Here is a 21,225-nt window from a genome sequence, read left to right as displayed (position 1 = left end):
GTCTCCACACACCATGGGTATCGAAGAGAAGCTTCCCGCCGGTTTTCTGCTCTCGACCATCGAGGGCCTCGCGGGCTACATGCGCAAGTCCTCGATGTGGCCCGCCACCTTCGGGTTGGCCTGCTGCGCGATCGAGATGATGGCCGTCGGCACACCCGACTACGACATCGCCCGCTTCGGCATGGAACGGTTCTCCGCCACGCCGCGCCAAGCGGACCTGATGATCGTCGCCGGACGGGTCAGCCAGAAGATGGCGCCCGTCGTCCGCCAGGTCTACGACCAGATGCCGAACCCCAAGTGGGTCATCTCGATGGGCGTCTGCGCGAGCTCGGGCGGGATGTTCAACAACTACGCCATCGTCCAGGGCGTCGACCACATCATCCCGGTCGACATCTACCTACCGGGCTGCCCACCGCGCCCCGAGATGCTCCTCAACGCCATCATCACGCTGCACGAGCAGATCCAGGCGATGCCGCTCGGCGTCAACCGCGAGGAGGCCGCCCGGGTGGCCGAGGCGGCGGCGCTGGCCGCGACGCCCACGCACGCGATGAAGGGACTGCTCGCCTGATGGCCGACGAGAAGCTCGCGCCGACCGCGCACGCCTCGGGTCAGGAGTCGACGGAGGAGCACGCCGACAACCTGCCGGCCGCCCCCGGCACGACGCCCGATCCGGTCGTCGTCGGTCACCGCAGCGGGATGTTCGGTGCCGGGCAGGGCGGCGACACGACGGGATACGGCGGCCTGCAGTCGCCCATCCTCTTCCCCGGAGCGTCCCAGCGGCCCTACGGCGGTTTCTTCGACGACGTCGCCGACACGCTCGAGCGGGCACTCGTGGGTGGCAGCGCCTCCTTCTCCGAGGCCGTCGAGCGGGTCACGGTGGACCGTGGCGAGATGACGCTCTTCGTCCGCCGCGAGCACCTCGTCGAGGTCGCCCGGACCCTGCGCAACGACCCGGCCCTGCGCTTCGAGATGTGCACCGGCGTCTCGGGCGTGCACTACCCGTCGGAGACCGACCGCGAGCTGCACGCCGTCTACCACATGCTCTCGATCACCCACGGCAGCAAGCGGATCCGGCTCGAGGTCACCTGCCCGGACGCCGATCCGCATATCCCCTCGATCGTCGCGGTCTACCCCATGAACGACTGGCACGAGCGCGAGACGTGGGACATGTTCGGCATCCAGTTCGACGGCCACCCGGCGTTGACCCGGATCCTCATGCCCGACGACTGGCCGGGCCACCCGCAGCGCAAGGACTACCCCCTCGGCGGCATCCCCGTCGAATACAAGGGCGCCACCATCCCACCGCCGGACCAGCGGAGGTCCTACTCATGACCACTCAGCACACAGCCAGCGACCCCTACGCCACCTCGTCGGCCGACGAGACCTTCGCCGAGGGTGCCGCGGTCTTCAACGCCTCGGGCGGCGACTGGGACGACCTCGTCGACGAGGCGACCTCGCTCCACGAGGAGCGGATCGTCGTCAACATGGGCCCCCAGCACCCGTCGACGCACGGCGTCCTGCGACTCATCCTCGAGCTCGACGGCGAGTCGGTGACCGAGACCCGCGCGGGCATCGGCTACCTGCACACCGGCATCGAGAAGAACATGGAGTTCCGCACCTGGACCCAGGGCGTGACCTTCTGCACCCGGATGGACTACCTCACGCCGATGTTCCAGGAGACGGCGTTCTGCCTGGCGGTGGAGAAGCTCCTCGGTATCACCGACCAGATCCCCGAGCGCGCCTCAGTCATCAGAGTCCTCATGATGGAGCTGACCCGGCTCAGCTCGCACCTCGTCGCCCTCGCCACCGGTGGCCTGGAGATGGGTGCGACGACGGTGATGACCGTCGGGTTCCGCGAGCGCGAGCGAATCCTGTCGATCATCGAGATGATCACCGGACTGCGCATGAACAACGCCTACATCCGTCCTGGTGGCGTCGCCCAGGACCTGCCGCGCGGGGTCTACGACAAGATCCGCGACACGATGCCGCAGCTGCGTCGCGGGCTGCGGGAGCTCGAGCTGCTCCTCGTCGAGAACCCCATCCTCAAGGGGCGCACCGTCGACGTCGGGTTCCTCGACCTCACCGGGTGCATGGCCCTCGGGGTGACCGGCCCGATCCTGCGGTCCGCCGGGCTGCCGCACGACCTGCGCAAGTCCGCCCCCTACTGCGGCTACGAGGACTACGACTTCGACGTCATCACCCGGGACACGTGCGACGCCTACGGCCGCCTGCGGATCCGCATCGACGAGATGCACCAGTCGCTGCGGATCATCGAGCAGGCCACCGCCAAGCTCCAGGCGCACGCGCCCGGGTCGCCCGTCATGGTGGCGGACAAGAAGATCGCCTGGCCGGCCCAGCTGGCCATCGGCACCGACGGCCAGGGCAACAGCCTCGACCACATCCGCGAGATCATGGGCGAGTCGATGGAGTCGCTCATCCACCACTTCAAGCTGGTGACGGAGGGGTTCCGGGTGCCGCCCGGGCAGGTCTACGTCGCGGTCGAGAGCGCCAAGGGCGAGCTGGGCTGCCACGCCGTGTCCGACGGGGGCACGAGGCCGTTCCGGGTGCACTTCCGTGACCCGTCCTTCAACAACCTGCAGGCGGTCGCCGCGATGTGCGAGGGCGGTCAGATGGCCGACGTGATCGTCGCCGTCGCCTCCATCGACCCGGTGATGGGAGGGGTCGACCGCTGATGACGACCGACCAGACGGCATCCGGCCACCTCACGGTCAGCGCCGAGAGCAAGTCGCCCTACCCCGCCGACGTCCTCGCCCAGCTCCACGAGGACGCGGCGCTGGTCATCGCGCGCTACCCCCAGCCGCGCTCGGCGCTGCTGCCGCTGCTGCACCTCGTGCAGAGCGTCGACGGCTATGTCTCGGGCCGCGGGATCGCGCTCTGCGCCGAGCTGCTCGACCTCGAGACCGCGGAGGTGAGCGGGGTCGCCACGTTCTACACGCAGTACAAGCGCCACCCCAACGGCGAGTTCACGGTCGGGGTCTGCACCAACACCCTGTGCGCGATCATGGGCGGCGACCAGATCTGGGAGTCCGTGAGCGATCACCTCGGTGTCGGTCACGACGAGACCACCTCCGACGGCAAGATCACCCTCGAGAGGGTCGAGTGCAACGCGGCGTGCGACTACGCGCCGGTCGTGATGGCCAACTGGGAGTTCTTCGACAACCAGACCCGTGAGTCCACGATCGAGCTCGTCGACGACCTGCGGGCCGGCCGCTCGGTTGCCCCCACTCGCGGCGCCCGCTCGGTCTCCACGTTCAAGCAGGTCTCACGCGTCCTCGCCGGCTTCAGCGACGGTCTCGCCGACGAGGGCGTGGGCGCCGGACCGGCCTCCCTGGTGGGCCTGCGGCTCGCGCACGAGCACAACTGGAAGGCACCCGGCCGGGGGGACGTGGGCGACGAGCACTCGCCGGACGCCAGCGCTGCGGGGCAGGCCGGCGGACTGACACCGGGTCTCACCTCGTCGACGGACACCCCCTCCAACGCGCCCGACGAGCGGCCCGGCCAGACGCCCACCACACCGACAACAACCACGGCGAAGGGTGACACGTGAGCACGCAGCTGAGCCCGATCCTGACCAAGTTCTGGGACCACCCGCAGTCCTGGACCCTCAAGACCTACGAGGCCAACGAGGGGTATGCCGCGCTGAAGAAGGCGCTTGGCATGAGCCAGCAGGAGATCGTCGCGATGACGAAGGACTCCGGGCTCCGCGGCCGCGGCGGTGCCGGCTTCCCGACCGGCATGAAGTGGGGCTTCCTCCCCCCGCCGGACGGTGGCCCCCGCTACCTCGTCGTCAACGCCGACGAGTCCGAGCCGGGCACGTGCAAGGACACCCCGCTGATGATGGCGGCGCCCCACTTCCTCATCGAGGGCATGATCATCACGTCCTACGCCATCGGCTGCAACCACGCGTTCATCTACATCCGCGGTGAGATCGTGCACGTCTACCGCCGGCTGATGAGGGCCGTCGAGGAGGCGTATGCCGCGGGCCACCTCGGCAAGGACATCCACGGCACCGGGTTCGACCTCGACATCACCGTGCACGCGGGCGCCGGGGCCTACATCTGCGGTGAGGAGACGGCGCTGCTCGACTCGCTCGAGGGACGTCGGGGCCAGCCGCGCCTCAAGCCGCCGTTCCCCGCCGTCGCCGGTCTCTACGCGCGCCCGACCGTGGTCAACAACGTCGAGTCCATCGCCTCGGTGCCGCCGATCCTGCTGCACGGTTCCGAGTGGTTCAAGGACATGGGCACCGAGAAGTCCACCGGCTTCGGCATCTTCAGCCTGTCCGGTCACGTCAACCGCCCGGGCCAGTTCGAGGCGCCCCTCGGCATCACGCTGCGCGAGCTGCTCGAGATGGCCGGGGGGATGCGTGGGGGCAAGAAGCTGAAGTTCTGGACCCCGGGCGGCTCGTCGACGCCGCTCTTCACCGACGAGCACCTCGACGTGCCACTGGATTTCGAGTCCGTCGGCGCGGCCGGCTCCATGCTGGGCACCCGCGCGCTGCAGATCTTCGACGAGACCACGTGCGTCGTGCGCGCCGTCGAGCGCTGGACCGACTTCTACAAGCACGAGTCCTGCGGCAAGTGCACCCCGTGCCGGGAAGGCACCTGGTGGCTCTCGCAGATCCTCGAGCGGCTGGAGCACGGTCAGGGGAGCGAGGCCGACGTCGACAAGCTGCTCGACATCTGCGACAACATCCTCGGTCGGTCGTTCTGCGCCCTGGGCGACGGTGCGACGTCGCCGATCACCAGCAGCGTGCAGTACTTCCGCGAGGAATACCTCGAGCACCTGCGGCTGGGGCACTGCCCGTTCGACCGGGATGCCTCGTCCTACTTCGCCAGCGACAAGGAGTCGGCGTCCGCATGACGACCACACCCACCACGAGCCCCAGCGCGGGCGGCAACGCCGTCAGCAGCGGTGGCAACGCCGCGACGCCGGTCCGCGCGGCGGGCGTCAACGTCACGATCGACGGCGTCCCGGTCTCGGTGCCGAAGGGGACCCTCGTCATCCGGGCCGCGGAGCAGGTCGGGGTGCAGATCCCGCGGTTCTGCGACCACCCGCTGCTCGAGCCTGTGGGCGCCTGCCGCCAGTGCCTGGTCGACGTCTCGACGCCGGGCCCCGACGGCACCATGCGGGCCATGCCGAAGCCGCAGGCATCCTGCACGATGAGCGTGTCCGAGGGGATGCAGGTCAAGACGCAGCACACCTCTGCGGTGGCCGACAAGGCGCAGCACGGCGTGATGGAGCTGCTGCTGATCAACCACCCGCTCGACTGCCCCGTCTGCGACAAGGGCGGCGAGTGCCCCCTGCAGAACCAGGCGATGAGCAACGGCCGGGCCGTCTCGCGCTTCCAGGACGTCAAGCGCACCTATCCCAAGCCGATCAAGATCTCGAGCCAGGTCCTCCTCGACCGCGAGCGATGCGTCCTCTGCGCGCGGTGCACGCGCTTCTCCGACCAGATCGCGGGAGACCCCTTCATCGCGCTCGTCGAGCGTGGTGCGCTGCAGCAGGTCGGCATCTACGAGAGCCAGCCGTTCGAGTCCTACTTCTCCGGCAACACCGTCCAGATCTGTCCGGTCGGGGCCCTGACCGGCGCGGCATACCGCTTCCGCTCGCGGCCCTTCGACCTCGTGTCGACGCCGACGATCTGCGAGGGCTGCGCGTCCGGTTGCGCGATCCGCACCGATCACCGTCGCGGCACCGTCCTGCGCCGGATGGCGGCCAACGACCCCAGCGTCAACGAGGAGTGGAACTGCGACAAGGGGCGCTGGGCCTTCATGTGGCCCACGCTCGACGACCGCCTCGGCGTGCCGCTCGTGCGCGACGAGAACGGCGAGCTGCAGGCGTCGGGGTGGCCGGAGGCCCTCGAGGCCGCGGCCGCGGGTCTGCGACGCTCGCGGGCCGCGGGTGTCCTCGTGGGTGGTCGCGTCACCGCGGAGGACGCCTACGCCTACGGCAAGTTCGCGCGAGTTGCGTTGCACACCAACGATGTCGACTTCCGGGCGCGCCCCCACTCCGCCGAGGAGCTCGACTTCCTGTCGACCCACGTCGTGACCACGGGACCCGAGAGCGGCGCCGTGACCTTCAGTGACCTCGAGCAGGCCGCCGCGGTCCTGCTCGTCGGCTTCGAGCCCGAGGACGAGGCGGCGATCGTCTTCCTGCGCCTGCGGAAGGCTGTCCGCAAGAACCGCACCGCGGTGTACGCCGTCGCGCCCTTCACCAGCCGCGGCCTGCACAAGCTGTCGGGCACGCTGCTGCCCACCGCCCCCGGAGCCGAGACGGCGACCCTCGCCGAGCTCGGCTCGATGCGCGTCGGTCAGCATGCCGAGTCCGCCCTCGCCGAGGGCGGCATCATCCTGGTCGGCGAACGGTTGGCGACGGTCCCCGGGGCCCTCTCGGCCGCAGCGGCCCTCGCCGGACGCACCGGCGCCCGCCTGGCCTGGATCCCGCGCCGGGCCGGCGAGCGAGGGGCCCTGGAGAACGGCGCCGTCGGCGCACTGCTGCCGGGTGGTCGCCCGTCGGCCGACCCGAGCGCCCGCGCCGAGGTCGCCGAGGTCTGGGACGTCGTCGGCCTCCCCGAGACCCCCGCCCGTGACACGGCGGCGATCGTCGCCGCCGCCTGCTCCGGAGCCATCGACGCTCTGGTCATCGGCGGCGTCGACCCGGCCGACCTCGGCCTCGACACCATCGAGGAGGCGCTGGCCAAGACCTTCGTCGTCTCCCTCGAGGTGCGCGAGTCCGCCGTCACAGCGATCGCCGACGTGGTGCTGCCCGTCGCCCCCCCGTCCGAGAAGGTCGGCACGTTCGTCAACTGGGAGGGCCGGCAGCGGCACTTCGAGGCGGCGCTCGTGACCAACGCGATGAGCGACCACCGGGTGCTCGACATGCTCGCGGCCGAGCTCGGCTTCTTCCTCGAGACCAAGACCCAGCGCCAGGTCCACTCGCAGTGGGAAGCCCTCGGGCCGTGGAGCGGCACCCGCCCGGTCCGGACCCCGGCCACCAGCGCGTATGCCGCCCCGGCCACCGGCCCTGGGTCGGCCACCGATCCGGCGTCCTCCGGCGATCCGGCGTCGGGCGACTTCGTCCTCGCCACCTGGGCGACCCTGCTCGACAAGGGCCGCCTCCAGGACGGCGAGCCCTTCCTCGCGGGCACGGCTCCGAAGGCTGTCCTACGGGTCAACGCGGCCGGCGCCCTGCGCATCGGCGCCGACCACGGCGACCACGTCCGGGTCAGCACCGCGCACGGGTCGCTCAGCGTCCCGCTGGAGCTGACCCCCGATGCCGTCGACGGGGTCGTCTGGCTGCCGACGAACTCCGCCGGGTCGCAGATCAGGACTACCCTCGGCGTCGGCGCAGGCGCCCGAGTCACCGTCACCAAGGAAGTCACCGTCACCAAGGAAGGGGTCCGCTGATGTCTCAGCTGCTGGCCCAGCTGCCCGGCCTCGTCGCCCAGGTGCCCGGCCTCCCTGCCGCCGGCTCCCTCGTGATCCCGCTGGTCGACAACCCCAAGGCCGACTTCTCCGACACACCGTGGTGGCTGTCGCTGATCAAGGCCCTGCTCATCTTCGTCTACCTGCTCATCAGCACCCTGCTGGTCATCTGGTTCGAGCGGCGCGTCATCGGTCGGATGCAGCAGCGTCCCGGCCCCAACCGAGCCGGACCGTTCGGGCTGCTCCAGACCCTCGCCGACGGCCTGAAGTCGATGCTCAAGGAAGACGTCACCCCGGCCGCGGCCGACAAGATCATCTTCACCCTGGCGCCGCTCATCACCGCGACGATGGCGTTCGTCTCGTTCGCGATCATCCCGATGGGCAACAAGGCGTCGATGTTCGGCCACATGACGCCGCTGCAGCTGACCGACTTCCCGATCGCCGTGCTGCTCGTGCTCGCCGTCGGCTCGGTGGGGGTCTACGGCATCGTCCTCGCGGGCTGGTCCTCCGGCTCCACCTATCCCCTGCTCGGGGGGCTGCGCTCGACCGCCCAGGTGATCTCCTACGAGATCGCGATGGGCCTCAGCCTCGTCGCGGTCTTCATCTACAGCGGCTCGATGTCGACCTCGCAGATCGTCTCCGGACAGTCCTCGCTCTGGTACATGATCCCGGCGTTCTTCTCCTTCGCCGTCTACCTCGTGACGATGGTCGGTGAGACCAACCGGCTGCCCTTCGACCTCGCCGAGGGCGAGGGTGAGCTCACCGGTGGGTTCCACACCGAGTACGGCTCGATGCGCTTCGCGATGTTCTTCCTCGGGGAGTACATCAACATGTTCACCGTCGCCGCGCTGGCGACGACGGTGTTCCTCGGCGGCTGGCAGGCCCCGCCGCTGGTCTCGCTGATCAACAACAACATGTTCAGCGGTGGCTGGTGGGGCATCTTCTGGTTCACCGCCAAGCTGTGGACCTTCATGTTCTTCTTCGTCTGGCTGCGTGGCTCGCTGCCGCGGGTGCGCTACGACCAGTTCATGCGCTTCGGCTGGAAGTTCCTCATCCCGATCACGCTCCTCTGGGTCGTTGCCGTGGCGTTCATCCGCGGCTCCCAGAACGGCTGGTTCGGTGGTGGTCAGGTGACCGTCCCCGGCGTCAACCGGGTGATACCGACGGCCACCCTGTTCGCCGTGGGGGTGATCGCCGTCGTCGCGCTCGCCGTCTCGTGGGTCTGGGACAACCGGCGGGCGGACGAGGAGGCTCGGGCGGTCACCAACCGGGTGCCGACGGAGATCGACCCCTTCGCCGGCGGATACCCTGTTCCGCCCCTGCCGGGACAGACGCTCAGGGAGCCCATCCGGGCGTCCGCTGCCGCGATCTACACCCGCGACGGCCGTGAGCCCGACGCCGTCCCGGTCGGCGTGCCCGCCGGGGTGGGCGCCGGTTCCGCGACCGTCACCGGCAGCGTGACCGGCACCGCGTCCGGAGCTGGCTCGACCGCCACCATCACGACACCGAAGGAGGATGGCCGTGGCTGACGACACCACCCAGCCACCTACCCCCCCCGCCACCCCACCGGCAAAACGTCAGGTGCCGCCGATGTCCCGCCCGGTCCCCGGCAGCGGTGACGGGCGTCCGACCTCGTCCTCGTCGTCGGTCCCGGAGCGTCAGGGTGGCGGTATCGCCGACTTCCTCGCCCCCTTGGGCGGCTTCGGCGTGACCTTCGCGACGATGTTCCGCAAGGTCCTGACCGAGGAGTATCCCGAGGTCAAACGGCCCACCGAGGCCCGCTACCACGGTCGTCACCAGCTCAACCGGCACCCGGACGGCCTCGAGAAGTGCATCGGGTGCGAGCTCTGCGCCTGGGCCTGCCCGGCCGACGCCATCCTCGTCGAGGGCGCGAGCAACGACGACACCCCGATCGCGGAGGGCGGTACCGGTCGGTTCTCGCCCGGCGAGCGTTTCGGTCGCGTCTACCAGATCAACTACTTGCGCTGCATCTTCTGCGGGCTGTGCATCGAGGCCTGCCCGACCCGGGCACTGACGATGACCAACGTCTACGAGCTCGCGGACAACAACCGTGGCGACCTCATCTTCACCAAGGACCAGCTGCTCGCCCCGGTGCAGGAGGGCATGCTGCCGTCGCCGCACCCGATGGTCGACGGGATGGAGGAGCGCGACTACTACCTCGGCAAGGTCACCGGCTCGACCCGTGAGCAGGAGGCCTGGGCCCACGACCACGCCGACGAGGTCGCCTCTCTCGAGAGCAACCGCCGATGACCGGCACCGGCGAGGCTGTCGGTTTCTGGATCCTCGGCACCCTCATGGTGGTCGCGGCGCTCGGGCTGGTCTTCGTCCGCAAGGCCGTCCACGCCGCCCTGTGCATGGCCTTCGTGATGATCAACCTCGGCGTCCTCTATGTCATGGAGCAGGCGGAGTTCCTCGGCATCGTCCAGATCTTCGTCTACACCGGCGCCGTGATGATGCTCTTCCTCTTCGTGCTGATGCTCGTCGGCATCGACTCCTCCGACTCCATCGTCGAGACGATCAAGGGCCAGCGGGTCGCGGGCTACGTCCTCGGCCTCGGTCTCGCCGTCGTGATGTTCCTCGCGCTCGGCAGCATCACCCTGCCGGCGACCAAGGGGCTCGAGGCGGTCAACAACCCCGCCGACGGTGGCGGCAACATCAGCGGTGTGGCGTTCCTCGTCTTCGGCAAGTACGTCTGGGCCTTCGAGCTCACCTCCGCCCTGCTGATCACCGCGGCGATCGGGGCCATGGTGCTGGCTCACCGCCAGCGGCTGACCGAGAAGCTCAGCCAGCGGGAGTGGTCGCAGCGACGGGTCCGCGAGAACACCTACGTCGCCGGCCTGCCGGCGCCCGGGGTCTACGCGCGCCACAACGCGGTCGACACCCCGGCCCTGCTCCCCGACGGCACACCGAGCGAGCTGTCGGTCTCGCGGGTCCTGGTCTCCCGTGACCAGGTCGCCACGCCGATCACCTTCCACGCCGCCGAGCAGGCCATCGAGGCCGAGATCGAGGACGGGAGCGCCCGATGAGCCTCAGCCACTACATCTACCTCGCGACGATCCTCTTCTCGATCGGCGCGGTCACGGTGCTGCTGCGCCGTAACGCGATCATCGTCTTCATGGGCGTCGAGCTGATGCTCAACGCGACCAACCTCGCCTTCGTCACCTTCGCCCGCGTCCACGGCACCCTGGACGGACAGGTCATTGCACTCTTCGTTATGGTCGTCGCTGCGGCCGAGGTCGTCGTCGGGCTCGCCATCATCATGGCGATCTTCCGGGCCCGCCGGTCGGCCTCCGTCGACTCCGCCAACCTGATGAAGCTGTAAGGAGCGACCAGGAGTGCACACACTCACCAACGGACTCGGTGCGTATGCCGGGCCGGTCGCCCTCGCTGGGGAGGGGCCGGTGACCGCCGTCACGGCGTCGGGCATCACGGCATACGCCTGGCTGCTCGTCGCGCTCCCCGCGCTGGGGGCCGCCATCCTGCTCGTGGGTGGCAAGCGCACCAACGCGTTCGGACCCCTCCTCGCGACCCTGCTGTCCTGGGGCTCGTTCGTCGTGGGTCTGCTCGTCGTCATCTCGATGGCCGGCCGCGCGGACGCCGACCGGGCCGCCCACCTCCACCTCTTCTCGTGGATCAACGTCGGCTCCTTCAACCTCGACGCCGGCCAGCGCCTCGACCCGCTGTCGATGGCCTTCGTGCTGCTCATTACGTTCGTCGGGTCGCTCATCCACGTCTACTCCTTGGGCTACATGAAGGACGACCCCGACAAGCGGAAGTTCTTCGCCTACCTCAACCTCTTCGTCGCGGCGATGCTGCTCCTGGTCACGGCCGACAGCTACCTGCTGCTCTACGTCGGCTGGGAGGGCGTCGGCCTCGCGTCGTGGCTGCTGATCGGGTTCTGGAACGACAACCCGGCGTATGCGACGGCTGCCAACAAGGCCTTCATCGCCAACCGCGTGGGTGACCTCGGGCTGTCCGTCGCGATCATGATCATGTTCTTCCAGTTCGGCCACGTGGACTTCGCCTCCGTCGACGCCGGGGCCGCCAACGCCAGCCCGGGGGCGCTCACCGCGATGGGCCTCTTCCTGCTCCTCGGGGCCTGCGGCAAGTCGGCCCAGTTCCCCCTGCAGAGCTGGCTCGGCGACGCGATGGCCGGCCCGACACCGGTGTCCGCGCTGATCCACGCGGCGACCATGGTGACGGCGGGCGTCTACCTCGTCGTGCGCAGCCACGCCATCTTCGAGGGATCGCCCACCGCGCAGCTGGTCGTCGTCATCGTCGGCGCGATCACCCTGCTCTTCGGGGCCGTCGTCGGGTGCGCGAAGGACGACATGAAGAAGGCGCTCGCCGCCTCGACGATGAGCCAGATCGGCTACATGATGCTGGCCGCCGGACTCGGTCCGGTCGGCTATGTGTTCGCGATCTTCCACCTGCTCACCCACGGCTTCTTCAAGGCCGGGATGTTCCTCGGCGCCGGTTCGGTCATGCACGGGATGAACGACCAGGTCAACATGAGGCGCTTCGGTGGTCTGCGCACGGTCATGACGATCACCTGGGCCACCTTCATGATGGGGTGGCTCGCCATCCTCGGCGTCCCACCCTTCGCCGGCTACTGGTCCAAGGACAAGATCATCGAGGCCGCGTTCATCGGGGAGGGCTGGCGGCCGTGGGTCTTCGGCCTGGCCGCACTCATCGGTGCGGGTATCACGGCGTTCTACATGTCGCGCCTGTTCTTCATGACCTTCCACGGCAAGAAGCGCTGGACCGAGGACATCCACCACCCGCACGAGTCCCCGTTGACGATGACGATCCCGATGATGGTGCTCGCGTTCGGCTCCGTGGTCCTCGGCGCCATCCTCGGCTTCGGCCAGACCAGCCTGCTCCAGTCGTGGTTGAACCCCGTGTTCGGGATCACGGCAGGGACGGAAGGGGAACCGGTGCTGCCGGCCAACCTCCTGCTCGGGCTCACCCTGGTGCTCGTCCTCGCCGGGGCCGGGCTCGCGTGGGTCCGCTACGTGCGTGACGTCGTGCCGGAGATCGCCCCCCACGGCAACCTCGTGACCCAGGCGGCCCGCAACGACCTCTACCAGGACGCCGTCAACGAGGGCGCCCTGATGCGGCCCGGCATCCACCTCACCCGCTCCCTCGTCTTCACCGACACCCGGGGCATCGACGGGGCGGCGAGCGGGCTCGGCGCCCTCGTCATCGGGGCCTCGACCAGGCTGCGCAAGCTCCAGAACGGCTACGTCCGCAGCTATGCCCTGACGATGCTGGCCGGCGTCGTCATCATCCTCGGTGCCGTCTGGGTGATGCAGTGATGAACCAGTTCCCCTGGCTGACCCTGATGGGGCTCGTCCCCCTCGTCGGCGCGATCGTGGTCTGGGTCCTGCCCGCCGGGCTCGCACCCCGGGCCAAGCAGATCGCGCTGGGCTTCTCGCTCGTGACGCTCGCGCTGACGGTCGCCGCCGCCCTCACCTTCTCGCCGCACTCCACGGCGCAGTTCCAGCTCGTCGAGCAGCACCAGTGGATTCCCCAGTTCGGCGTCAGCTATGCGCTCGGCGTCGACGGGATCGCCCTGGCGCTGATCCTCATGGCGACGATCCTCACCCCGATCTGCCTGCTCGCCGCCTGGCACGACCTGCCGGGCGAGGAGGGGACCTCACGGGAGAAGAACTACTTCGCCCTCATGCTCGTCCTCGAGACGTTCATGGTAGGGGTCTTCGCGGCCACCGACGTGTTCCTCTTCTACGTCTTCTTCGAGGCCATGCTCATCCCGGTCTACTTCCTCATCGGCCAGTACGGCGGCCAACGGCGCCAGGCCGCCGCGGTGAAGTTCCTGGTCTTCTCGCTCGCGGGCGGGCTGATCATGCTGGCTGCGGTCATCGGGTTGTACACCCAGGGCCCCGGCGGGGTCGACGGGTTCCTCGTCCAGAAGCTCACCGGGCTCCACCTGAGCGAGTCGACCGGACGGCTCCTCTTCCTCGGGTTCTTCATCGCCTTCGCGGTCAAGGCCCCGATGTTCCCCGTCCACACCTGGCTCCCGGACGCGGCCACCGAGGCCAAGCCGGCGACTGCTGTCCTGCTCGTCGGCGTGCTCGACAAGGTCGGCACCTACGGCATGATCCGCTTCTGCCTCCAGCTGTTCCCGGAGGCCTCGAAGTGGGCGACCCCCGTCGTCATCGTCCTCGCGGTGATCTCGGTCCTCTACGGCGCCCTGCTCGCGATCGGCCAGACGGACATCATGCGGCTGATCTCCTACACCTCGATCAGCCACTTCGGCTTCATCGTCCTCGGCATCTTCGCGATGACGACGACGGGCGGCGCGGGCGCGACCCTCTACATGGTCAACCACGGGTTCACCACGGCCGCCCTCTTCCTCTTCGCCGCGATGCTCGTCAACCGGCGGGGCAGTAAGCGGATCGAGGACTTCGGCGGGTGGCAACGGGTCACACCCCTGCTCGCAGGGTCCTTCCTCGTGGCCGGCCTGTCCGGTCTCGCCCTTCCGGGGCTTGGGGCCTTCATCGCCGAGTTCCTCACCCTCGTGGGCACCTTCCAGCGCTACCAGGTGGCGGCCGTCATCGCGACGATCGGCATCATCCTCGCGGCGCTCTACATCCTGCTGATGTTCAAGAAGATGATGACCGGGCCGAAGCCGGACCTCGCGAAGGGGACCCCTGACCTCGGGGCGCGCGAGAAGTGGGTCGTCGTCCCGCTCATCGCCCTGTTCCTCGTGCTCGGCTTCTACCCCAAGCCGGTCATGGACATCATCAACCCGGCCATCCGCACCACCCTCGGCTACGTCGGGGTCACCGACCCGGCGTCCGTCGTCACGGTCGCGGACCCGGCCCAGCCGACGACAGGAGTCACCAAGTGATCCCGGCCCTCGGTGCTCAATACCTCGGTGCCCAGCTCCCCGGCGTCGACCTCGTCCCCGCGACCTTCAACTATGCCGCGCTGTCCCCGATCCTGGTCGTCCTCGGCGTCGCGACGGTCGGGGTGCTGGTGGAGGCGTTCGTCCCGCTGAGGTCGCGGTATGCCGCGCAGGTGGGCCTCACGCTCGCCGGGCTCGTCGCGGCCTTCCTCCTCCTCGTCCTGCTGGCGGTCAACCACCAGACGGCCACCGCCGGTCTCAAGGTGCTCGGAGGGGCCGTCCTCGGGTCGGTCATCATCGACGGTCCCGCCCTGTTCCTCCAGGGCACCATCCTGGTCTTCGCCATCCTCGGCGTCCTGACGATGGCCGAACGCCTCGGCGGCGTGGGCGCCGACGCTTTCACCCCGATGGGCTCGGCCACCCCCGGCTCGGGCCAGGAGGCGCTGGCGCTGCGCGCCGGGTCGATGACGTCCGAGGTCTTCCCCCTGACCCTGTTCGCCGTCGCCGGGATGATGCTCTTCCCGTCCGCCGGTGACCTCTTGACGATGTTCATCTCGCTCGAGGTCCTGTCCCTGCCGCTCTACCTCCTGACCGGTCTGGCCCGGCGCCGGCGCCTGATCTCCCAGGAGGCCTCGCTGAAGTACTTCCTCCTCGGCGCCTTCTCGTCGGCGTTCTTCCTCTTCGGCACGGCCCTGCTCTACGGCTACTCCGGCTCGGTCTACCTCCCCGACATCGCCGCGGCGATCCCGCAGGGGGGGTCCGAGCTCAACGGGCTCCTCGTCCCCGGCGTGTTCCTCGTCGCCGTCGGGCTGCTCTTCAAGGTCGGTGCGGTGCCGTTCCACTCGTGGATCCCCGACGTCTACCAGGGCGCGCCGACGCCCGTCACCGGCTTCATGGCCGCCGCCACCAAGCTCGCCGCCTTCGGGGCCATCCTGCGCGTGGTCTACGTCGGCATCGAGTCCGCCCGCTGGCAGTGGTCGCCGGCGATCGCCGTCGTCGCGATCCTGACGATGGTCGTGGGCGCCGTCCTGTCGGTCACGCAGACCGACGTCAAGCGGCTGCTCGCGTACTCCTCGATCGCGCACGCCGGCTTCATCCTCGTCGGCGTCCTCGCCTTCGACCGGACGGGCGTGAGCGGCGTGATGTTCTACCTCGTCAGCTACGGCCTGACGACGATTGCCGCCTTCGCCATCGTCGGGCTGGTCCGCGCCGACGGCGCCGAGGCGACGCACCTGTCGCAGTGGGCGGGTCTGGGGAGACGCCACCCGTGGACGGCGGGGACGTTCGCCTTCCTGCTGCTCGCGTTCGCCGGCATCCCGCTCACCTCCGGTTTCACCGCCAAGTTCGCGGTCTTCGAACCGGCCCTGCGTTCCGGGGCCACCGGCACGATCATGGTCGTGGTCGGACTGCTCGCCAGTGCGGTCACCGTGTTCGTCTACGTGCGCATCATCGTGCTGATGTACTTCACCGACTCGCAGAACGACGCGGTGGCCGTCGTCACCCCCTCGGTGATGACCACGATCGCGATCACCTTCGGCGCGGCGATGACGTTGGTCCTCGGGGTGTGGCCGACCGAGCTGCTGCAGCTGTCCGCGTCGGCATCCCAGTTCCTGCGATGACGCGGCCATGACCTCTGCTGCCCCCCCGGTCTTCGCGCTCCCCGGGGTCGGTCCCGAGCTCGCGGACCGCCTGCACGCTGGCCTGTCGCGTGTCGACACCCTCATTCGCGAGGTCGTCGACCACGACGACCCGCTCATCGCCGACGCCTCGGGCCACCTGCTGGCCGCGGGCGGCAAGCGCCTGCGTCCCATCCTCACGCTGCTCGTCTCGGAGCTGGGCTCCGGGATCTCGGACGACGTCGTCCGTGCCGCCGCCGGGGTCGAGCTCACCCACCTCGCCTCGCTCTACCACGACGACGTGATGGACGAGGCCGACGTGCGCAGGGGCGTGGTGAGTGCCAACGCGAGCTACGGCAACTCGGTGGCGATCCTGATCGGCGACCTGCTCTTCGGGAAGGCCTCGGAGCTCATCGCCGACCTCGGTCCGGACGCCGTGCGGATCCAGGCGCGGACCTTCGTCCGGCTGTGCGGCGGGCAGATCCGCGACGACCGTCCGTGCCCGCCCGGCGCTGACCCGGTCGACTACTACCTCGGGGTCCTCGCCGACAAGACCGGGGCGCTGATCGCCACGGCGGCCCGCTACGGCGCGATGTTCGGCGGATGCTCAGCCGAGGTGGTCGGTCTCGCCACGGCATACGGCGAGCAGCTGGGCGTTGCGTTCCAGCTGGCCGACGACCTCATCGACATCTCCTCGGAGGCGACCGAGACGGGCAAGACACCCGGCACCGACCTGCGCGAGGGTGTCGACACCCTCGCCGCGCTCCACGCCAAGGCATCGACCGACCCGCAGGACGCCCGGCTGCGTGAGCTCCTGGGCGCCGACCTGCGCGACCCCGACCGGCACGCCGAGGCGCTCGCCCTGCTGCGAATCAACCCGGCACTGGAACGGGCGCGGACCGAGACCCAGGCGGTCGGCCACTCGGCGAGCGCCCTGCTCGACGCCCTGCCGGAGTCGTCGGCGCGCACCGCCCTGCAGACCCTCGTCCGGTCGGTCACCGACCGCGTCGGCTGACCGCCGCGTCGGTTGACCGCTCAGGTCCTAGGCTGAGGGGGTGCCCAGCATCCTCACCGTCAACCTCGGCCACCTCCGACCCATCCGCTCCTCGAAGAACCTGCCGACGGGGATCGAGAAGCGGCCCGTCGACGGACCGGTCGAGGTGCGGGCGCCGGGGCCGAAGCACGGTGGCCTGGGCAGCGGGATCGTCGGGGACGAGATCGGTGACAGCAGGCACCATGGCGGCAACGTCCAGGCGGTCTACGCGTATGCCCGTGAGGAGCTCGACGGCTTTGCCGAGGTGCTCGGCCGCCCGCTCGACAACGGTGCCTTCGGCGAGAACCTCACGACGAGCGGCCTCGTCGTCAGCGACGCGCTGATCGGCGAACGGTGGCAGGTCGGGCCGACCGTCGTGCTGCAGGTCACCGCGCCGCGGATCCCCTGCGGCACCTTCCGGGCCCACATCGGGAAGCAGGGCTGGCTGAAGACCTTCACGCAGACCGCCCTCTCGGGGGCCTACCTCAGCGTCGTGACCCCGGGACTCGTGCAGGCGGGCGACGAGGTCGTCGTGCTGCACCGGCCCGGGCACGGGGTGCGCACGTCCGACGTCTTTCGTGCCCTGACGCTGGAGCCCGACCTGCTGCCCGGGCTGCTGGCGGCCGGCGACGACCTGGACGGGGAGACGCGGGAGATGGCCGAGCAGGGGCGGACGTTCTCGATCGGCTGACTCCTGCGGATACCCGGTCGGGCGGGCGGGTAGGGTCGATCCGTGGCCTCGCTGACGAACGCCGACCTCGAGCGACTGGATCGCGCGACCGCCGGGGTTGCGGCGCCGTTCGCGGTCGTCGACCTGAGCGCACTCCGCACGAACGCCGACGACCTCGTGCGCCGGGCCGGTGAGATGCCCATCCGGGTGGCCTCCAAGTCGGTCCGCGTCCGGGCACTGCTCGACGAGACGTTGCGGCGCAAGGGTTTTCGTGGCGTCATGGCCTACTCGTTGCGCGAGGCCATCTGGCTCGCGCGCGAGGGTCACGACGACATCCTGATGGGCTACCCGAGCGTCGACGCCCTCGCGCTGGCGGAGCTCTCCGGAGACCCTCTGCTCGCCCGGGCCATCACGCTCATGGTCGACTCCGCCGAGCACCTCGAGCTGCTGGCGGCTGCTGCGACGGGGCGGCAGCAGCTCCGCGTCTGCCTCGACGTCGACGCGTCGCTGCGCCTCGGCAGGGTCCACCTCGGGGTCCGCCGCTCGCCACTGCGCTCTCCCGTCGACGCCGCGGTGCTCGCCGAGGCGGCCGTCACCGCCGGCTTCGCCGTCGTCGGTCTGATGTTCTACGACGCCCAGATCGCCGGGCTCCCCGACACCTCGTTCCCCGTGCGCCTCGTCAAGCAGCTCTCCGACCGCGACCTGCGCACCCGCCGCTCGGCCGTCGCCGAGGCGGTCCGTTCCGTGGCCGGGGTCGCCCTGGAGATCGTCAACGGGGGCGGCACGGGCAGCCTCCACATCACCGGGCAGGACCCCGTGCTCACCGAGCTCGCCGCCGGGTCGGGCCTCTACGGCCCCACCCTGTTCGACGGCTACCGCGACTTCCGCCCGACGCCGGCCGCCGTCTTCGCGCTGCCCGTGGTCCGACGACCCGGGCCGGGGATGGTCACCGCCTTCGGCGGGGGGTATGTGGCGAGCGGCGCACCAGGCTGGTCCCGGGTGCCCCAACCCGTGGCGGCACAACGGTTGCGTCTGAGGAAGAACGAGGGCACCGGCGAGGTGCAGACTCCGCTGCTGGGGCGGGCGGTGGACACGATGGGTCTCGGTGACCGGGTGTGGCTGCGGCATGCCAAGGCCGGCGAGCTGATGGAGCGCTTCACCGAGGTGCACCTCGTGGAGGGCGAGCGGGTCACAGGCACCGTGCCGACCTACCGCGGTGAGGGCTGGAGCTTCGGATGAGCCTTGGCGCGCCGGTGCCGGCGCTCCTCTCGGGTCGCCGGCAGGCGTGGACGAACTGGGCCGGCAACCAGCGGGCGACCCCGCTCGTGGCCGTGCCGGAGTCCGAGGACGAGGTCGCCCGGCTGCTCGGCGCGGCCCGGGATGGCGGCCTGACGGTCAAGCCGGTCGGCGCCGGGCACTCGTTCACGGACGTGGCCGTGACCGACGGTGTCCAGGTGCGTCTCGACCGGATCGCGGGGGTCGTCGCGGTGGTTCAACCGGACGAGAGCGGTTGCGGCGAGGTGACCGTCCGTGCCGGGACGACCATCCGGGACCTCGCGAACGGGCTGCTCGGGCGCGGCCTGGCCCTGCCCAACCTCGGCGACATCGACCGGCAGACCATCGCGGGAGCGCTGGGCACCGGCACCCACGGCACCGGGCTCGGGCTCACCGGTCTCGCGGCCGGGGTGCGCCGGCTGCGGATCGCCCTGCCGGACGGTCGGGTCGTCGAGGCGTCGCCGGATCAGGAGCCCGAGCTCTTCCAGGCGGCGCGAATCTCGTTGGGAGCACTGGGAATCATGACCGAGGTCACCCTCGCGGTCGTCCCGGCGTTCCTGCTGCACGCGTGGGAGACACCGGAGCCGCTGGAGCCGCTGCTGGCGACGATCGGGTCCGAGGCCGAGGGCCACGACCACCTCGAGTTCTACTGGTTCCCCCACACCGACCGCGTGCAGGTGAAGCGCAACGACCGGGTCGTGGCCGGGACTCCCCGTCGTCCGGTCCCGCGCTGGCGGGCCCGGTTGGATGACGACCTGCTGTCCAACCGGCTCTTCGAGCGGACGAACCGGCTCGCGGTCGCACGACCGTCCCTGACACCGCGGATCAACCGGGTGGCTGCGCGGGCCCTGTCGGCCCGCGACTACGTCGACCACGCGCACCGCGTCTTCGTCAGCGAGCGTGCCGTCCGCTTCGTCGAGTCGGAGTGGGCCCTCCCCAGGGCGGCGCTGGTCGACGTGATGGCCGACCTGAGGGCGTGGGTGGAGCGCAGCGGCGAGCTGCTGCCGTTTCCGGTCGAGGTGCGCGTGGCTGCGGCCGACGACGTATGGCTGTCCACGGCATACGGGCGCGAGAGCTGTTATGTCGCCGTCCACCAGTACCACCGCCTGGACCACCGGCGGTATTTTGCCGCCTTCGAGGAGATCGCGCTCGCCCACGGGGGCCGCCCGCACTGGGGCAAGCTGCACACCCGCGACGCGGAGTTCTTCGAGGGGGCCTATCCGCGGTTCGCGGACTTCCGGCGCGTGCGTGACGCTGTCGACCCCGACCGGGTGATGGCCAACGCCTACACCCGACGGGTGCTCGGCGACTGACGCCGAATCTTCCCAACCCGCCGACCTCACCGCAGATGCGCGACCTCGGCGGGCGAGCGGGGGCGGGCGGCGAGGGAGTCGACGGACAGCAGCAGGAGGGCGAGCCAGACGATGCCGAAACCGATCCAGCGCTCGGTGCTCATGTGCTCACCCAGGAGCAGCACGCCGCAGAGCAGCTGGAGGACCGGGGTGATGAACTGGAGCAGGCCGATCGTCACCAGTGGCACCCGGCGGGCCGCGGCGGCGAAGAGGATGAGGGGGCCGGCGGTGATGGCTCCGCCGAGGATGATCAGGGCCGGGTGGAGCGGTGGGCCCTGGGTGAAGGTCTGCTGACCGGTCACCCCGAGCCAGACGATGACCCCGAGCGCGATCGGTGACAGCACGACGGTCTCGGCGGTCAGGCTGTGGAGCGCGGGCAGCGTTTCACCCAGCCGCTTCTTGGCCAGGCCGTAGCCGGCGAAGCTGAAGGCCAGGATCAGCGCGATCCACGGCACGCGGCCGCCGGCGACCGACAGGTAGACCCCGGCGAGGAGGCCCACGCCGACGGCCACCCACTGCAGGGGACGCAGCTTCTCGCCGAGCACGAAGACGCCCAGGGCCACGGTGACGATGGGGTTGAGGAAGTAGCCGAGCGCCGCCTCGGTGACGTTGCCGCTGACGACGGCCTCGACGTAGACGACCCAGTTGATCGCGACGAGCACCGCCGCGACGCTGATGCCCGCGACGAGGCGGCGACGCCGGGCCAGCGGACGCAGCCACGCGAGGTCGCGGCGGACCATGAGGATGGCGAGACAGAGGACGAAGGTCCAGACGATGCGGTGCGCGAGGATCTCGAGCGCCGTCGCCGGGATGAGGGCGTGGAAGTAGAGCGGGAAGGCACCCCAGGCCAGGTATGCCGCGAAGCCGTAGAGCGCGCCCCGCCGGGCCTCGTCCGGGCCGGGCGTCCCGGAGGGCTCAGCCACGATCCTCCCGCTGAGGTCG

Annotated in this window: 18 protein-coding genes; 17 read left to right on the top strand and 1 reads right to left on the bottom strand. The window is 70.0% G+C overall.

The features are described 5' to 3' along the window. Positions 1 to 13 precede the first annotated feature (13 nt). The 17 genes from Q0R63_RS13980 (at position 14) to Q0R63_RS13900 (ending at position 20,244) form a co-directional block, all read left to right on the top strand. Positions 14 to 568, top strand: coding sequence for an NADH-quinone oxidoreductase subunit B (locus Q0R63_RS13980; RefSeq protein WP_295698383.1), 555 nt, complete (start codon positions 14 to 16; stop codon positions 566 to 568). After that, a complete protein-coding gene (locus tag Q0R63_RS13975) occupies positions 568 to 1,332 on the top strand; it encodes an NADH-quinone oxidoreductase subunit C (protein ID WP_295698380.1) in 765 nt (254 codons plus the stop codon). The genes Q0R63_RS13980 and Q0R63_RS13975 overlap by 1 nt, the downstream gene beginning before the upstream one ends. After that, complete coding sequence (locus tag Q0R63_RS13970) at positions 1,329 to 2,693, top strand: NADH-quinone oxidoreductase subunit D (RefSeq protein ID WP_295698377.1); 1,365 nt, start codon at positions 1,329 to 1,331, stop codon at positions 2,691 to 2,693. The genes Q0R63_RS13975 and Q0R63_RS13970 overlap by 4 nt, the downstream gene beginning before the upstream one ends. Then, a complete protein-coding gene (gene nuoE / locus Q0R63_RS13965) occupies positions 2,693 to 3,568 on the top strand; it encodes an NADH-quinone oxidoreductase subunit NuoE (protein WP_295698374.1) in 876 nt (291 codons plus the stop codon). Before Q0R63_RS13970 ends, nuoE begins: the two co-directional genes overlap by 1 nt. Continuing rightward, entirely contained in the window at positions 3,565 to 4,881 is a 1,317-nt protein-coding gene (nuoF, locus tag Q0R63_RS13960) for an NADH-quinone oxidoreductase subunit NuoF (RefSeq protein ID WP_295698371.1), read from the top strand. The genes nuoE and nuoF overlap by 4 nt, the downstream gene beginning before the upstream one ends. Then, on the top strand, positions 4,878 to 7,427 hold the full coding sequence (locus Q0R63_RS13955; RefSeq protein ID WP_295698368.1) for an NADH-quinone oxidoreductase subunit G: 2,550 nt from the start codon (positions 4,878 to 4,880) through the stop codon (positions 7,425 to 7,427). The genes nuoF and Q0R63_RS13955 overlap by 4 nt, the downstream gene beginning before the upstream one ends. Beyond that, the gene (gene nuoH / locus Q0R63_RS13950; protein WP_295698364.1) at positions 7,427 to 8,974 is read left to right on the top strand and encodes an NADH-quinone oxidoreductase subunit NuoH; all 1,548 of its coding nucleotides are present in this window, start codon (positions 7,427 to 7,429) and stop codon (positions 8,972 to 8,974) included. The genes Q0R63_RS13955 and nuoH overlap by 1 nt, the downstream gene beginning before the upstream one ends. Before the next feature lie 61 nt (positions 8,975 to 9,035). Then, positions 9,036 to 9,716, top strand: coding sequence for an NADH-quinone oxidoreductase subunit NuoI (gene nuoI / locus Q0R63_RS13945; RefSeq protein ID WP_295698362.1), 681 nt, complete (start codon positions 9,036 to 9,038; stop codon positions 9,714 to 9,716). Continuing rightward, positions 9,713 to 10,492, top strand: coding sequence for an NADH-quinone oxidoreductase subunit J (locus Q0R63_RS13940; RefSeq protein WP_295698359.1), 780 nt, complete (start codon positions 9,713 to 9,715; stop codon positions 10,490 to 10,492). The genes nuoI and Q0R63_RS13940 overlap by 4 nt, the downstream gene beginning before the upstream one ends. Further along, on the top strand, positions 10,489 to 10,788 hold the full coding sequence (gene nuoK, locus Q0R63_RS13935; RefSeq protein WP_295698356.1) for an NADH-quinone oxidoreductase subunit NuoK: 300 nt from the start codon (positions 10,489 to 10,491) through the stop codon (positions 10,786 to 10,788). The genes Q0R63_RS13940 and nuoK overlap by 4 nt, the downstream gene beginning before the upstream one ends. A 79-nt stretch (positions 10,789 to 10,867) precedes the next feature. Next, entirely contained in the window at positions 10,868 to 12,784 is a 1,917-nt protein-coding gene (nuoL, locus tag Q0R63_RS13930; protein WP_295698420.1) for an NADH-quinone oxidoreductase subunit L, read from the top strand. Beyond that, on the top strand, positions 12,784 to 14,340 hold the full coding sequence (locus Q0R63_RS13925) for an NADH-quinone oxidoreductase subunit M (RefSeq protein WP_295698352.1): 1,557 nt from the start codon (positions 12,784 to 12,786) through the stop codon (positions 14,338 to 14,340). Before nuoL ends, Q0R63_RS13925 begins: the two co-directional genes overlap by 1 nt. Then, positions 14,337 to 15,956, top strand: coding sequence for an NADH-quinone oxidoreductase subunit NuoN (gene nuoN / locus Q0R63_RS13920; protein WP_295698350.1), 1,620 nt, complete (start codon positions 14,337 to 14,339; stop codon positions 15,954 to 15,956). Before Q0R63_RS13925 ends, nuoN begins: the two co-directional genes overlap by 4 nt. 7 nt (positions 15,957 to 15,963) lie before the next feature. Continuing rightward, a complete protein-coding gene (locus Q0R63_RS13915; RefSeq protein WP_295698347.1) occupies positions 15,964 to 16,968 on the top strand; it encodes a polyprenyl synthetase family protein in 1,005 nt (334 codons plus the stop codon). A gap of 40 nt (positions 16,969 to 17,008) precedes the next feature. Continuing rightward, on the top strand, positions 17,009 to 17,677 hold the full coding sequence (locus tag Q0R63_RS13910; protein WP_295698345.1) for an MOSC domain-containing protein: 669 nt from the start codon (positions 17,009 to 17,011) through the stop codon (positions 17,675 to 17,677). A 42-nt stretch (positions 17,678 to 17,719) separates the two neighbouring features. After that, the gene (locus Q0R63_RS13905; RefSeq protein ID WP_295698343.1) at positions 17,720 to 18,895 is read left to right on the top strand and encodes an amino acid deaminase/aldolase; all 1,176 of its coding nucleotides are present in this window, start codon (positions 17,720 to 17,722) and stop codon (positions 18,893 to 18,895) included. Further along, on the top strand, positions 18,892 to 20,244 hold the full coding sequence (locus tag Q0R63_RS13900; RefSeq protein ID WP_295698341.1) for a D-arabinono-1,4-lactone oxidase: 1,353 nt from the start codon (positions 18,892 to 18,894) through the stop codon (positions 20,242 to 20,244). The genes Q0R63_RS13905 and Q0R63_RS13900 overlap by 4 nt, the downstream gene beginning before the upstream one ends. A gap of 26 nt (positions 20,245 to 20,270) precedes the next feature. Here the strand turns inward: Q0R63_RS13900 and rarD are convergent, their stop codons facing one another. Further along, positions 20,271 to 21,206, bottom strand: a complete 936-nt coding sequence (rarD, locus tag Q0R63_RS13895; protein WP_295698419.1) for an EamA family transporter RarD — start codon at positions 21,204 to 21,206, stop codon at positions 20,271 to 20,273. Between the last annotated feature and the right edge of the window lie 19 nt (positions 21,207 to 21,225).

This window comes from Lapillicoccus sp., assembly GCF_025353065.1.
GTDB lineage: Bacteria > Actinomycetota > Actinomycetes > Actinomycetales > Dermatophilaceae > Lapillicoccus.
Note: the sequence above shows the minus strand (reverse complement) of the source record. Positions and strands in the feature narration are given on the sequence as shown.

Bases quoted from the DNA above. Each gene is read 5' to 3' on its own strand.
- Q0R63_RS13970 (WP_295698377.1), top strand. From the start codon at position 1,329: ATGACCACTCAGCACACAGCCAGCGACCCCTACGCCACCTCGTCGGCC.
- Q0R63_RS13955 (WP_295698368.1), top strand. From the start codon at position 4,878: ATGACGACCACACCCACCACGAGCCCCAGCGCGGGCGGCAACGCCGTC.
- Q0R63_RS13980 (WP_295698383.1), top strand. From the start codon at position 14: ATGGGTATCGAAGAGAAGCTTCCCGCCGGTTTTCTGCTCTCGACCATC.
- Q0R63_RS13915 (WP_295698347.1), top strand. From the start codon at position 15,964: ATGACCTCTGCTGCCCCCCCGGTCTTCGCGCTCCCCGGGGTCGGTCCC.
- Q0R63_RS13975 (WP_295698380.1), top strand. From the start codon at position 568: ATGGCCGACGAGAAGCTCGCGCCGACCGCGCACGCCTCGGGTCAGGAG.
- Q0R63_RS13900 (WP_295698341.1), top strand. From the start codon at position 18,892: ATGAGCCTTGGCGCGCCGGTGCCGGCGCTCCTCTCGGGTCGCCGGCAG.
- nuoH (WP_295698364.1), top strand. From the start codon at position 7,427: ATGTCTCAGCTGCTGGCCCAGCTGCCCGGCCTCGTCGCCCAGGTGCCC.
- nuoI (WP_295698362.1), top strand. From the start codon at position 9,036: ATGTCCCGCCCGGTCCCCGGCAGCGGTGACGGGCGTCCGACCTCGTCC.
- nuoK (WP_295698356.1), top strand. From the start codon at position 10,489: ATGAGCCTCAGCCACTACATCTACCTCGCGACGATCCTCTTCTCGATC.
- Q0R63_RS13940 (WP_295698359.1), top strand. From the start codon at position 9,713: ATGACCGGCACCGGCGAGGCTGTCGGTTTCTGGATCCTCGGCACCCTC.
- Q0R63_RS13925 (WP_295698352.1), top strand. From the start codon at position 12,784: ATGAACCAGTTCCCCTGGCTGACCCTGATGGGGCTCGTCCCCCTCGTC.
- nuoE (WP_295698374.1), top strand. From the start codon at position 2,693: ATGACGACCGACCAGACGGCATCCGGCCACCTCACGGTCAGCGCCGAG.